Origin of the sequence: Labrenzia sp. 5N, assembly GCF_012395805.1 — a bacterium.
Lineage (GTDB): Bacteria > Pseudomonadota > Alphaproteobacteria > Rhizobiales > Stappiaceae > Roseibium > Roseibium algicola.
On the sequence record NZ_JAAZTM010000024.1, the window covers coordinates 301115 to 314402 of the forward strand.

General features: G+C 56.0%; 11 protein-coding genes. 5 read left to right on the forward strand and 6 right to left on the reverse strand.

From position 1 onward, the window contains the following. Positions 1-18: 18 nt before the first annotated feature. Positions 19-1569, forward strand: coding sequence for a glucan biosynthesis protein (locus tag HEP89_RS28455; RefSeq protein ID WP_168693678.1), 1551 nt, complete (start codon positions 19-21; stop codon positions 1567-1569). A 23-nt stretch (positions 1570-1592) separates the two neighbouring features. Here HEP89_RS28455 and HEP89_RS28460 read toward each other — a convergent pair whose 3' ends face one another. Next, positions 1593-2294: a hypothetical protein gene (locus HEP89_RS28460; RefSeq protein WP_168693679.1), complete on the reverse strand. Its 702-nt coding sequence runs from the start codon at positions 2292-2294 to the stop codon at positions 1593-1595. A gap of 695 nt (positions 2295-2989) precedes the next feature. Between HEP89_RS28460 and HEP89_RS28465 the strand changes: the two genes are divergently transcribed. After that, a complete protein-coding gene (locus HEP89_RS28465; protein ID WP_168693680.1) occupies positions 2990-3511 on the forward strand; it encodes a PRC-barrel domain-containing protein in 522 nt (173 codons plus the stop codon). A gap of 556 nt (positions 3512-4067) precedes the next feature. After that, positions 4068-4853: a DNA/RNA non-specific endonuclease gene (locus tag HEP89_RS28470; protein ID WP_168693681.1), complete on the forward strand. Its 786-nt coding sequence runs from the start codon at positions 4068-4070 to the stop codon at positions 4851-4853. 149 nt (positions 4854-5002) lie between these two features. On the opposite strand, the gene HEP89_RS28475 is transcribed toward HEP89_RS28470, so the two are convergent. Then, positions 5003-5845, reverse strand: a complete 843-nt coding sequence (locus HEP89_RS28475; RefSeq protein WP_168693682.1) for a universal stress protein — start codon at positions 5843-5845, stop codon at positions 5003-5005. 271 nt (positions 5846-6116) lie between these two features. Here HEP89_RS28475 and HEP89_RS28480 point away from each other — a divergent pair, with 271 nt between their 5' ends. Next, positions 6117-8810: a cation-transporting P-type ATPase gene (locus HEP89_RS28480; RefSeq protein WP_286201090.1), complete on the forward strand. Its 2694-nt coding sequence runs from the start codon at positions 6117-6119 to the stop codon at positions 8808-8810. A 91-nt stretch (positions 8811-8901) separates the two neighbouring features. Here HEP89_RS28480 and HEP89_RS28485 read toward each other — a convergent pair whose 3' ends face one another. Both HEP89_RS28485 and HEP89_RS28490 read right to left on the reverse strand, forming a co-directional pair. Beyond that, the gene (locus tag HEP89_RS28485; protein WP_168693683.1) at positions 8902-9375 is read right to left on the reverse strand and encodes a fasciclin domain-containing protein; all 474 of its coding nucleotides are present in this window, start codon (positions 9373-9375) and stop codon (positions 8902-8904) included. Positions 9376-9625: 250 nt separating this feature from the next. Then, on the reverse strand, positions 9626-10189 hold the full coding sequence (locus HEP89_RS28490) for a Crp/Fnr family transcriptional regulator (RefSeq protein ID WP_168693684.1): 564 nt from the start codon (positions 10187-10189) through the stop codon (positions 9626-9628). Between the two features lie 52 nt (positions 10190-10241). Between HEP89_RS28490 and HEP89_RS28495 the strand changes: the two genes are divergently transcribed. Beyond that, complete coding sequence (locus HEP89_RS28495; protein WP_168693685.1) at positions 10242-10838, forward strand: hypothetical protein; 597 nt, start codon at positions 10242-10244, stop codon at positions 10836-10838. Here HEP89_RS28495 and HEP89_RS28500 read toward each other — a convergent pair. Further along, positions 10759-11892 (reverse strand): saccharopine dehydrogenase NADP-binding domain-containing protein, encoded by a 1134-nt coding sequence (locus HEP89_RS28500; RefSeq protein ID WP_168693686.1) that lies wholly within the window; start codon positions 11890-11892, stop codon positions 10759-10761. The genes HEP89_RS28495 and HEP89_RS28500 overlap by 80 nt on opposite strands. 51 nt (positions 11893-11943) lie before the next feature. Beyond that, on the reverse strand, positions 11944-13260 hold the full coding sequence (locus HEP89_RS28505) for an APC family permease (RefSeq protein WP_168693687.1): 1317 nt from the start codon (positions 13258-13260) through the stop codon (positions 11944-11946). Positions 13261-13288 lie beyond the last annotated feature (28 nt).

The following is a 13288-nucleotide window of genomic DNA, read 5'->3' on the forward strand; positions in this document are numbered from 1 at the left end:
AGACCGACTGGAAACTTCATGAGCAGATCTGTTTTCATTGCACTTTTTTTCTTGGCATTTGTCCAAAGCGCTTATGCGAAATCCAGTGACCTGAAGAACCACCGAGGAGACCCTGAAGAATTCAGTTTTGCGACGGTGATCGCGAAGGCTCGGGAACTCGGGACAAAACCGTATGAAGCGCAAAAAGTGCGATCTGAAGATCTTTTGGAGGAAATTGACTACGACGCACATTGGAAGATCAGCTTTCGCAAGTCGGCCACCCTGGAGCTGGTACCAGGCGTCCCAATTCAGTTTTTTCACCTGGGCCGTTTCTTCAAGCAACCGGTCAAGCTGAACGAAGTCGCTGATGACGTTTCCCGAGAAATTCTCTATTCATCTGACTACTTCGATATGCCGCAAGACAGTCCGGCGCGAAAGTTGCCCGAAAATCTCGGATTTGCCGGGTTCCGCGTCATGCGGGAGGATTTGAAAACCGACTGGGTTTCCTTCCTGGGCGCATCCTATTTCAGGACAGATGGCCAGTCTCGCCAGTATGGGCAGTCGGCGCGCGGACTTGCCCTTAACACCGGACTTTCGATGCCGGAGGAATTTCCCAGATTTACGAAATTCTGGTTCGAACCATCCGCATCGACAGATGACGGTTTGGTTGTCTATGCACTTCTTGATAGCCCATCTGTCGCCGGCGCCTATCGAATGCACATGAAAAATGAGGAGGGCAGTGGGCAGGTCATGGATGTGACAAGCCACCTATTCTTCCGAAAGTCCGTCGAAAGACTGGGAATAGCGCCACTCACAAGCATGTACTGGTACTCTGAGTCCAATCGCCTGAAAGGCCGGGATTGGCGCCCGGAAGTACACGATACCGATGGTCTTGCGATGATTAGCCAGTCGGGAGAGATGATATGGCGCCCCCTCAACAACCCGTCCGAAGTTCGCACGTCCACATTTCGGGCGGACAATGTGAGAGGATTTGGCCTCGCACAACGGGACCGGGAGTTTGAGAACTTTCAGGATGACGGAGTGTTTTACGATCGTCGGCCGTCCGTCTGGATCGAACCTGGCGAACCGTTTGGAAAGGGCGTGGTTCAACTGGTGGAGATCCCGACTGACGACGAGATCTATGACAACATAGTCGCTTATTTTTTACCGGACGAACTGCCGAAAGCGGGCGATGAACGTACGTTTTCCTACCAGATGACATGGCGTGATCAGCATCCGCTGCCTGAGTCAGGTGCTCGGGTTTTCGCAACCCGTATCGGCCAGGGAGGAATTCCCGGACAACCTCGACCGAAGGACCAGATGAAAGTCGTGGTCGAATTCCAGGGCAATTCCTTGAACGGGATGAAGAAGAAGGACGAGGTTGAGGCCGTTGTGGAGCTTTCCAAGGGCGAGCCAATAAATCTTTTCGTTCAACCTGTCGTCGGTACGGATCGTTGGCGCTTGACGTTCGATGTCAAGGTCGAGGGCCATGATCCGGTTGAGGCGCGCGCTTTTCTGAAAGACGGCGATGATGTCCTGAGTGAAACCTGGCTCGGGCAACTGATAGCGGAGCACCTGGAATTGGAATAAATCCGGTGTCGCAAAGGGCAGAGTTACCAGGTACGGGAATACCGAGCCTTGAAAACCGAACTGGGATTTTGTGTCTGTATTTCCCTGATGCTTGCCCGAAGTGTGAAGGCTTTGGTCAAGGGTTGTTGCAACGAAACGCTCGAGTGCCACACGGCGTCGTCTTTTGAGTTGTTGAATTCCGCTGCCAGGACTGTCGCGGTCGGGCCCAGAGACACTTCCACGCTCTTGGTGGTGTTCCAGTCAATGTCATTCGTCTCGAAACCGGGCGTCCGGAAAGAATAGGAATCTCGCAAGATCAGGATGGCGTGCCTTGTGAGTTTGATTTTCTTTCCTGCAGTGAATCTGGTCGATGCAAGGTCGCTGTCCGGGTCAAAGCGCAAGGTCAGGTCCGTCTCGTCCATTCCTGCCAATTTGTAGTCGTCTTCGAAACGCAGTCGTGTCCATAGCGTTCCACTCGGTACGTAGCTACGTGGCGCATTGAGCACATGCCTGGGCAATGCTGCTGGCATGTTGATATCCGATCCGAATGCAGGCCGGCCCGGAACAGGAAGCTGAGCGCCTACCGTCATGTTGTAGGAACTTTCAGATGGCTTTGAAAAAGACCAGACGTAAGGTTTGATATTCTCAGCGTGAACAGGTGTGACTGTTGCGGAGGCCGCTGCCACAGTGCCTGTGATTATGCCCTTGATTACGGAAACTGCCAGTAGGTAACTCGGTGTGCGCATGTTCTATTATCGAGAGCTTGAGGTCGCTTGCTGTCGGTCTGACGTGATGAAACTGAGTGAACTTGATTCCGAAAAGGTTAATGCAACAGTACCCAATGATACCTTGCGAAAGTTACCTAGGTTTCGAAATATATATCTCTAAGTATCAGAGTTGATTGAATTAATATCTCTTCCGCTGATCATGAGAACATGGAAATACGTATGGAATGAGTTCCACTTTTGCTGTGGAAATACACTGATTTCATAACTGCCGGGTTGATAAGAACTGCGTCTCGCGGACTTGCAACGTGGCTATCTTTTGTGGATCCGGCTTCAGGCATTCGGTTGGTCTGCAAACCCAGGCCTGTCGGCAAGTTAGCGAGCACTTTTCCCAACGGAATTACCTCGATCTTCAAAGACGTTCACGGCGCTGAAGAATCTTCGGAAACTGAAGATCGGCTCACAGAGAATGCCCTGCAGGTACAGCTACGCGTTCTTGGGAAGCTCAGTACTCCCGATCTCAGTTTCAATTTATGGCTGCAAATGAGAGCAGTACATTCACATTCTGTTTCAATCTTGAAATGCGCCGGAACTCGGTGATTTCCGGAGCGTTACTCCCATATCGTCGCCTCATCCCTGTCAGATACCGGCGACTTCAATCTGGGAGAGTTACAATGCTACGTGAACTTGTCACTGCGTCCGCAATCGGACTGTTCATGGTCGGTGGTGCGTATGCGCAAAGCTCGACTGAAGTACCTACGACTACCGTGCCGGCAACTCCTGCCACCCCTGAGCCCGTTCAAATGGTGAAAAAGGCAGAAGGACACCTGGCCACGGACCTCCTTGGCCGAACTGTCTACAACGGTACGAGCGAAGAGTCTGAAGCAATTGGCGACGTCAACGACTTCACTGTGGGTCCTGACGGTCAGATCCAGGCAATCGTGATCGGAGTCGGAGGCTTTCTTGGCCTGGGCGAGAAAAACGTCGCGATCGAGTACGGCCTTGTGAAGTTCGAAGATCGCAACGATAGCGAGGTGCTGGTGGTTGAAACGACCGCAGAAAAGCTGGATGCGCTGGAGCCCTTCGAGGAAGCTGCATATCGGCCTGTTCCAGCTGATGAAAGCGTGAATGAAACCAGGCCGGCAACCGCTGAGGATCTGAACAATGCGCCGGTCGAGAAAGCTCCTGAGGAGCTGATTGATTCCGAAGCGGATAGAAACGTTACGCCTGCAAACTGACATCACGACCAGAAAAGCGCGGGCCGCATTCCGAAATGTCGCCCGCGCTAAAAATATTCCATAATCCAAATTACGCGATTCTCGCTTGTAGGCGGGCACATTCTATCCCAAGTGCGACTTCTGTTTGAAACCAATAAGTTATCAGACAAGACGATTGTGTCATGCCATCAATATACAGTCATCTGATCCTGGATGAGCGCCGCAAGATTGAACGCTGGTGCCAGGTGAAAGTGTCACTTTGCCGAATTGCGATGATCCCTGGACGACACTGATCGACGATTTATCTGGAAATGACGCCGACTGTGGCTCTTGAAGCCATGTTCAGCGGCAAAGCTCCTGGGGCCGTTCGTGATGGCGGTACGCTGGACCTTTCCGCCGTCGGTCTCCTGGCCCGGAGCAACCTGCGTTCCAACGAATGCAGACGGGATGTTCAATCCTTCTAAAAACGATCAAGCTGCATCCGTTACTTGAACGGATCTTCTCTGTCTGCAACATTCGCGTTTATTGACATATTTTCACAACCATTCCCTTAATCAGCTATCAAAGGGTCTGCCGGATGCCTGTATACACCTTCAACACTTTGTACGATCGAAAAGAAAAACGTCCCGACGAATATGGTGAGGTGACTGTATTAACTGAAATCATTGCCCCTGGAACCCATCATCAGTACGAGCGGCAGACCTCGGTCTATGGATATGTCTATCCTCTTGACACGACGTCGGGCCGTAAGTCGGCGCCGGAACCGTTTTCGGGCTTTCGGATTGGCGCGACCAAGCGCATTCCCAAGAAGGCCAAACTGATCAGCCCACGCAATAGCGGCAAGGTCGACATGGACAAGGGACACATCATTGCTCTGGAGTTGGGTGGCCCCGATGTCCCGGCCAATATCTGTCCGCAATGGTCGCAATTCCAACGGAACGGCGAATGGCGGCGAATGGAAGTCGAGGTTCATGAGATCGCGCAGCAGCAAGAAGCGCACGACAATCTGGTGAAGATGACCGTGCATCTCTATTACAATGGTTCTCTGTCGCACACCCGCGGGCTTTGCCCCTCGGGATTCCAGGTAGACCTGACCTTGAACGACACGAACTCGCTGCTCAAACGCTACCAGATCGACAACACCCACAGCTCCGTCGATGACCAAATGTTCTGGCGCATTGCGGACCCACTGGATTCGAAAACGGACGAGGTAGATCCGATCGGCATGCCTCCCCCCATAACGCCCAGCCCCAGCTTCCCCGGCGCACAACCGGTAATGACCCAACGGCAAAACGGCATGAACTGGTTCGATTTTGCCAATCGTCACATTGATGACGAGGATGAATACATGGATCAGAGCTAAGGAGCAGAGTGCAGAACTCAGCGAGGAACAGGCCGAAAATCCAACGGTGTATTCGTGGCGAACGTAACGGCGTGCGCGGTAAAGGTCAGCATTCAGCCTTTCGCGGGCCTCTGGCCCCTGACAAATCCAGGGGCCAGAAGCTGCGTCGTTCAGCGCGACAGCAACAGGGGGATGACGGTTTGCTCCAGCATTTCCCGTGTCGTTCCTCCCAGAATGTTCTCCCGCAGGCGTGAATGTCCGTAGGCACCCATTACCAGAAGGTCGGCTCCCAGTTCGCGTACACTGTCCAGCAAGGCTTCGGAAACTGGCCTGTCGGCGGACGCTACACTTTGAACGGAAATGCTGAGACCGTGGCGGGCAAGGACCGTTGCGATATCGCTGCCAGGGTCTTCCCCGTGATCATTGTCGCCGACGACCGGGTCAACCAGCAGCAGCGTGATTTCCTCGGCTGACTTCAGAAACGGCAGCGACTCGGAAACGGCACGGGCGGCTTCCCGCCGTGAATTCCAGGCGATGGCCACTTTTGTGCCAATGTGGTCGGCCTTGAAGGAATTGGGAACATAAAGCACGGGCCGGCCGGAATCGAACAGCGCTCCATCGATCGCATTCTTTTCGACGGAATTGAGCTCTTGCTCCACGGAGCGCAGGACAACAGCCAGATCACAATAGATGGCATGGCGGGCAACAAGATTGTCTTGGCGAGCGGTAGAAGACAGACTTGGCCGGACGTCGAACGAGATACCTTCCCTTGCAAGCTGTGCTTCTATTCGGGATGCAAGGGATGTCAGCTCGATCTTTCGCTGGTCGAATTCCTTTGCCCAGATTTCGATGTATCCGTGCCCGCCAGATCCGTAGAACGGCAGTTGCGGGACTTCACCGATCGGTAACACCGTGAGATGAGCATCAAAAGCCCTCGCTACCGTGACAGCCTTGCCGACGGTTTCCGTGGAGACATCAAGTTCCGTGATTGCGAGTATCGTCTTATAGGTCATCGTACCGTCTCCCTCCCCTGTTCGCCTGCTTGGGCGCGCGCCGTACAGGGCTTCATCTGCATTGTCCGGGAAAACGATTGAGAGGCAAACTGGTGGTGACTACGTAGCCAGTCGGCATGGTGTTCCGGGTGGAATAAGCATTGGTCCCGACTTGGCGTACCGCGTTCCACCCGCGAGAATTCGTCCGTGATACAAGTGTATTCAGCATTCTCATCTTATCCTGAACGGCCAAGTAGCCGCTGCCTCGACGGATCCATCAGCCCTGAACCGTTTGCACCAAACCAGCATCGACACTCCCTTCGCAATCGACCCTGAAGTGGTTGCTCAGGAGCTTTCGGTTCACCCCATGGCGGGGCTCGGGGACGATGAAGTTGTCAGGCGTCGACGGCGTTACGGCACCAACAGGTTTCGCGAGCTGAAAACCAAGAGTGCATTCGCAATCCTTGCCCATCAATTTGCGAGCATCATCGTCTGGCTTCTTGCAGCCGCCGTTTTCATGTCTCTGCTTCTGGGCGACTTCGCCGACGCGATCGCGATATCCATCGTCCTGGTTCTGAACGGTGCCATCGGGTTCTTCACCGAGTTGCGCGCGGCCCGGTCGATGGAAGCCCTGTTGCGGATCACCACGACGCACTCCCGTGTGCGCCGAGGCGGCAAGGTGCTTGAGATCGAGGCAACGGCGCTGGTCCCTGGAGACATCGTGATCCTTGAGGCAGGAGACGTCGTCACGGCTGACCTTCGCCTCACGGCCGCTTCCGATCTTCATTGCGATGAGTCCCTGCTGACCGGGGAAAGCGCTCCGGTTGAAAAACAGACTTCCAGGATGGCCGAAGACACGGTGCTTGCCGAACGCTTCAACATGGCTTTCAGCGGAACGGCGGTCACCCAGGGGCTTGGCGAAGGCATCGTTGTTGCCACCGGCATGTCGACGGAACTTGGGCGGATCAGCGCCCTTGCGCAGCATGCCGACGCCGAAATCTCTCCCCTCGAAAGGAGACTGGACAGGCTGGGGCAGAAGCTGGTCTGGCTGACGCTGGTGCTTGCCGCGCTCACGATCATGGCAGGCATTCTCTGGGGTCATCCTCTGTCAGAGATGCTTAAAACCGGAATTGCGCTTGCGGTTGCCGCCATTCCGGAAGGTCTGCCAATCGTGGCGACGTTGTGCCTGGCCAGAGGCATGTGGCGCATGGCGGCCCGCAACGCGCTCGTCACCGAACTTTCGGCTGTAGAGACGCTGGGGGCGACGACACTGATCCTGACCGACAAGACCGGAACCTTGACGGAAAACCGGATGACGGCCGTCCGTTATCTTCTCGACAGCGCGGATATCGACATTCTGCATGAAGGCAACGGCATTCGCTTTTGTTCAGAAGGCCGGGACATCGAACCAGCGTCCACGGAGGGCCTTTCCGTCGCTCTCAGGATTGGTGCGCTGTGCAATTCGGCGGAATATTCAGATGGTCCGGATGAAGTACGGATCGGTGATCCGATGGAGATATCGTTGCTGGCCACTGCATCTGCCGCGGGTCTTGCGAGATCTCGCCTGCTGCAGACAATGAAGCCGGCAGAAAAGTTTGCCTTCACTCCGCAGCGCAAGATGATGGCGACGGTCCATCATGGTGACGGGCACTTTCTCTATGCCGTCAAGGGCGCTCCGGAAGCCGTCCTGAATGCGGCTTCAGAGGTTCTAGGAAACGAAGGTACCCGCGCCTTCACGGATGCGGACCGTGCCGCGTGGCGCGGCCGTCAGGAAGAGGCAGCCCGATGCGGCCAGCGTCTCCTCGCCCTTGCCTTCAAGACGGCAGCAACACCTTCCCAAGATCCTTATGAAGGTCTGACGCTGGTCGCACTGGTCTGCTTTCTTGACCCGATACGGGAAGACGTTCCAGGAGCGATCAGGGCCAGTCAGCAGGCGGGTGTCCGGGTTGTGATGATGACCGGTGACCATGCCGAGACCGCGGCGAAAATCGCACAGGACGCAGGCATCGGAACATCCGGCCTGAAAGTGCTGTCCGGCCATGAGTTAAACGGGATCGACATGGCACAGGCGACGGCAGAGCAGCGCGAACAGCTCATGGCGACCGATGTCTTTGCAAGAGTGGCACCCGACACCAAGCTGAACCTGGTTTCACTCTTTCAGGATGGCGGACATGTGGTCGCCATGACGGGCGACGGCGTCAACGACGCTCCGGCGCTCAAGAAAGCGGATATCGGAATTGCCATGGGCAAGCGCGGCACACAGGTTGCCCGCGAAGCGTCCGACATTGTCCTGAAGGACGACGACTTCGCGACGATCATCGCCGCAATGCGCCAGGGCAGGATCATTTTCGAGAATATCCGCAAGTTCGTCGTTTATCTGATGTCCTGCAACGTCAGCGAGGTGTTGATTGTCGGCATTGCGGTTGGTGTCGGCCTGCCTGTTCCGCTCCTGCCACTTCAGATCCTGTTCCTCAACCTGGTGACCGATGTCTTCCCCGCCTTTGCCCTGGGGCTCGGAAAGGGGGAAGACGGGGTAATGCAGCGCCCGCCACGGGACCCCGGTGAGCCTATCGTCGACGGGTCCCGCTGGATGTTGATTGGTTATCTTGGTTGCGCGATTACGTTTTCGACGCTTGCTGCATTTGTCATCGCGTTGTTTCTGCTTGGTCTGGAAACGGAGAAGGCCATCACGGTTACCTTTCTAACGCTGGCACTGTCACAGCTCTGGAACGTCTTCAACATGCGTGCCGCAACAGGCCCGTTCTGGAAAAGCGATGTCCTTCGCAATGGTTATGTCTGGGGTGCTATCTCGTTGTGCCTCTCACTTGTCGCAATGGCCCTTCTGAATACGGATCTGTCAGCGCTTCTGGCATTGCCATGGCCAGGACTGACGGGTCTCCTGGTCGCTGGCACGATGAGTTTTCTGCCGTTGGTTCTCGGACAGGCCTGGATAAGCCTTGCGGCCCGCAACAGCGGTTCGAAGTAAAGTTTTCGCTGTTCGAATTTGTTTGCCTTTCGGAAGCAGGGTTTGCCGGAGCTTGGTTGTGCACCTGCAAACCCTGCATTCCACGACCGGATTACATCGGCGGCATGATGACCTTGTCGATCACGTGAATGACGCCGTTGTCGGCTGCTACATCTGCTGTCACGACATTGGCGTCGTTGATCATCACGCCATTGTCGAGGTCTACCGTGATTTCACTGCCTTCCACGGTCTTCGCCATCATTCCATCCGAAAGATCTGTCGAGAGAACTTTGCCTGGAACCACATGGTAAGTCAGGATGGCGACAAGCTTGTCTTTGTTTTCGGGCTTCAGAAGGTCGTCAACGGTACCGGCCGGCAACGCGGCAAAGGCTTCGTCGGTGGGCGCAAAAACGGTGAAGGGACCGTCCCCTTTCAGGGTGTCAACAAGGCCTGCGGCCTGAACGGCGGCAACGAGCGTGCCGAACGAGCCTGCGCCGACAGCCGTGTCGACAATATCGGCGGCTTTCGCCGGAAGAGACACCACGGAAGCAACGATGCCGATTGCAAGATACTTGGCGAATTTCATCTGATCCTCCTTGTCACGTTCTGAAGCTGGCTTTGCGCCAGCCACCCCAGTACGCGGACGCCCTGAAAGGGGATCTGCTCAAAAGAGCGGTCATTGAACACATTAATTTCAGGACGATTTGATGATCCAAAAGTGATCCGGAAGCCGGTTTGCGCAATCACAAAAAGAGCAAGGCGTGACGACATCGGCGCCCGCGATCTGCGCTTTTTTCAAACAAAAGCGGGCTTTTTCCGTCGAACCAATTGGGATTTCATTCGAACGAGAGGCCCTTGGCCCTTCGGCGTCGCGCGATTTCGCGATAGAGGGCTTCCGGACTGACAGCAATCTGTCGGGCAATCTGGTGCCATTCACCTTTTGGCGGCAATGTGCCGTGCCAGGCGAGCCAGGCATCCAGACGTTCCGTAACTGTTCTGAGGGCCAGAATTTCGCTCCTCAGGCGAGTTGTCTGCACCTCGCGGGCAAGCCGTGCCGCCCAGGCTTCTGAAAGTTTCGGGTCAGTGCGAAACAGGTCGAGGAAGCGCCGCCTCGAGATCCCACGTACGCAGGCATCTGATCGGACGATCGCGTCGCAGTGATAAGTTTCGGCAAAAGCAGAGGCTTCAGCCACGACTGCACCTGGAAAAGCGCGTTGTAGAACCAGTGCGGCTCCCCCTGTCTGGTGGCGGACAAGCTGTATTTCACCAGCGGTCACCAGAAACAGGTTCTCCACCATGCTGTTCTGATGGAACAGATACGCTCCCGCCGGCACCCGGCGCTCAAAGGTTCCAGACGTTGCAAAGAAGGCGGGAATATCCATCGACATGATAGCTATCATGTTCTGATTTTAGTTCCTCAGGCAAGATGGGACGCAAAGCAAAGGAGAAATCATGAGCCGGTACATTCTTGCCCTGACCGCCGCCATCATCGTGTGCAGCGCTCCGGTCCTGGCCCAGACCGAGACCCAGACAACCCAGCATCATGACCATTCTGCCGCGCAGCATGCGGCACATGGCACCAAACCATCATCCGCTAAGGCGGTTCCGCGTGAACCGGGACAGTCCGCTTTCGCGGCAATTCAGGAAATCGTGGCGATCCTTGAAGCAGATCCTGAAAAAGACTGGTCCAGGGTCGATATCGAAGCACTGCGGAACCATCTTGCCGACATGGACAACGTCACCTTGCGGGCAGATGTAAAAACCTTGCCGGTCGAGGATGGTTACCGGTTCACCGTTACGGGAGACGGCGATGTCACCAACTCGATCAGGCGGATGTTGACGGCCCATGCCGCCACCATGAACGGAACCCGTGGTTTCCGCTATGAAGTGGCGGAAGTGCCCGGCGGCGCAATTCTGTCGGTTTACGTCAGTAAGCCCTCAGACCTGCAGAAGCTCTCGGGGCTCGGGTTTATCGGCGTGATGACACTGGGAGCGCATCATCAGGAACACCATCTCGCACTGGCGTCCGGCCAATCGCCCCATCACTGACCCCGGTCGTGATTTGGGTTTGAGTGTCGATGGTCATGTCCGGCAGCAGCTTGCGTAAACTTGCCAGCGCAGTTTCAATTGACATGTGGTCGGAAATGGTGGTCACGCCCTTGTGGCGAGCGTCACTGAACCTGACTTGCAGCAAGGTTGCGACAACCGTCGCGGCCGTCAGGTCGGCCTGGTCGCCTCCAGTCATGCGGATCATACCGATACTGCTGCCGTCCGGTGAAAACCCTTCAACGGCAATCCGGGATCTTGAGCCACCCAGGGCAGGCATGGCCAGGGTAATCCTGGTCCGTGTGCTTGCCTGGCGGGCAAGAGAGAGCCCAAGACCCAATCGCAGCAGCCAGGCGACCAGCCGCGTCACAATCGGCGGATCGACGGCAAGAAAGGTTCGAACATCTATTGTGGCGCCGGACACCGGGATCCCCTGGTCGGGGAAACCAATTCGGATCGCAAGTTGCTGCTTGCGGGATGTTCCGAACTGGAATGTTCGCCGGATGCGTCCGGGTAGTTGAGTGTTGGTGTGGTCGGCCCTGGTGACGCGATAAGGTGTGCCGAGCGTCTGGAAGAACCATTCGGTTGCAGCACGGCCGTAGTGGCGGCCCATGCCCAATTCAATTCCGATATCAACCGAGGCCGCACCTGTTCTTGTTGCCAGATCAGCCGCCAGGAGCGTGCTGAGGCCCGGTGCTGTTCCGACGCACAGAATTCCTGTGCCGGGACCTCCCGCCGCCGATATTGTCTTTTCAAGAGCCGAAACATATTCGGGAGACGCGGATGTATCGAGGAAAAGGCCGCCTTTCCGGACAACCGCGGCAGCAAGAGCGGGAGAGGTCGTTTCCGTGAGGTTCACGACCGCGGCGCCTTTCGGGAGCCTGTCCTCTGCCTCGTTCGCACCGAGGTCCATCTTCAGGTGCCGGACCCGCTCGGTATCCGTGCCGCCTTTCCTTGAGACCAGATAAATCCGGCAATCCGTGTTTTCGGTTAAGAGGTTGACCACCCGGCTACCTACGTCGCCAGTGCCGCCCAGCAGAACAATGGATGAAAACATCGCGCGATATCCTGAAAATGGGTGCCGGTGTTGGTATGAGAGACAATCCGGTTAGTGCGAATGCTCTTCCTCGGCGTCTGGCGGGTTGAAATGCAGAAATGCCTTCACGAACAGGAACACAACGATAATGCCGGCGACGGCATAGGCGACAATCGCCGGGTCGTGCTGCAACTTCAGCATCGCGAAAGCGGCGAGGACGACGGCATCCAGACCGATTGCGATCAGTAGAATCCAGCCTCGGGCATCAACATCTGAACGCAAATGCCTGAAGACTCCCCAATGGATGATGATGTCCATGACGAGATAGAAGAACGCACCCAGTGATGCGATCTGGCTGAGATCGAAGAAGACGGCGAGCAAGGCGGCGACAAACACGGTGTAGACCAGCGTATGATCCCGGATCACGCCCGGCATGCCGAAGTGGCTATGGGGGATCAGTTTCATTTCGGTCAGCATGGCAAGCATCCGGGACACTGCAAACATACTGGCGATCAGGCCGGAACTGGTTGCCACGAGTGCCAGGGCTACCGTCAGGTAGAAGCCGACCGATCCCAGGGTGGGCTTGGCAGCTTCTGCCAGCGCGTAGTCCTTTGCCTCGATGATTTTCTCCAGCGGCAGACTTGAACCAACCGCGAAGGCCACCAGCAGGTAGACAAGGATACAGATGCTGATTGCCGCCACGATTGCCCTGCCCACATTGTGATGCGGATCCGTGATTTCTGCACCGCTGTTGGTAATCGTCGTGAAGCCCTTGAAGGCAAGAATTGCCAGCGCGGTCGAGGCAATGAACCCCGACAGTCCTCCGAGATCTGTTCCCTCCCCGGTCGCTTCAAACGAAAATCCGCCAGCCCAAAGTGCGGCGAAACCGAACAGCGCGATACCACCGACCTTCAACGCAGCCATGATGGTTGAAAAGAGCCCTATCGACCTGTTGCCAGAAATATTGATGAGAAAGGCGAACAGGATGACGCCGACGCTGATGGCGGGAAGAAGCCAGCCGGAAGGCGGCAGGTCGAGGCCGCGCAGGAGGTAGCTTGCGAAGGTACGCGCGACCAGACTTTCATTGATGACCATGGAAAGAGCCATCAGAAGCGCAGCCCCTGCGGTTATTGCGGTCGGGCCATAGGCTTTCTGCAGGATCATGCCGATGCCACCCGCAGACGGATAGGCATTGGACATCTTGATGTAGGTGTAGGCGCTGAAGGCGGTAACGACGGCGCCGGATATGAAGACAAAAGGGAAAAGAGGACCGGCCAGTTCGGCAATCTGACCGGTGAGGGCGAGAATTCCCGCACCGATCATGACACCGGTCCCCATGGCGATCGCATCGAAGAGTGTCAGGCTGTTTTTCTTGTAGTCGGATGACATACCGATCTCCGTCAAAACAGGTTGCCGA

Excerpts from the sequence above, each read along its gene's own strand:
- HEP89_RS28475 (WP_168693682.1), bottom strand. The coding sequence starts at position 5,845 with ATGACCTATAAGACGATACTCGCAATCACGGAACTTGATGTCTCCACG.
- HEP89_RS28490 (WP_168693684.1), bottom strand. The coding sequence starts at position 10,189 with ATGATAGCTATCATGTCGATGGATATTCCCGCCTTCTTTGCAACGTCT.
- HEP89_RS28470 (WP_168693681.1), top strand. The coding sequence starts at position 4,068 with ATGCCTGTATACACCTTCAACACTTTGTACGATCGAAAAGAAAAACGT.
- HEP89_RS28500 (WP_168693686.1), bottom strand. The coding sequence starts at position 11,892 with ATGTTTTCATCCATTGTTCTGCTGGGCGGCACTGGCGACGTAGGTAGC.
- HEP89_RS28465 (WP_168693680.1), top strand. The coding sequence starts at position 2,990 with ATGGTCGGTGGTGCGTATGCGCAAAGCTCGACTGAAGTACCTACGACT.
- HEP89_RS28495 (WP_168693685.1), top strand. The coding sequence starts at position 10,242 with ATGAGCCGGTACATTCTTGCCCTGACCGCCGCCATCATCGTGTGCAGC.
- HEP89_RS28455 (WP_168693678.1), top strand. The coding sequence starts at position 19 with ATGAGCAGATCTGTTTTCATTGCACTTTTTTTCTTGGCATTTGTCCAA.
- HEP89_RS28485 (WP_168693683.1), bottom strand. The coding sequence starts at position 9,375 with ATGAAATTCGCCAAGTATCTTGCAATCGGCATCGTTGCTTCCGTGGTG.
- HEP89_RS28505 (WP_168693687.1), bottom strand. The coding sequence starts at position 13,260 with ATGTCATCCGACTACAAGAAAAACAGCCTGACACTCTTCGATGCGATC.
- HEP89_RS28460 (WP_168693679.1), bottom strand. The coding sequence starts at position 2,294 with ATGCGCACACCGAGTTACCTACTGGCAGTTTCCGTAATCAAGGGCATA.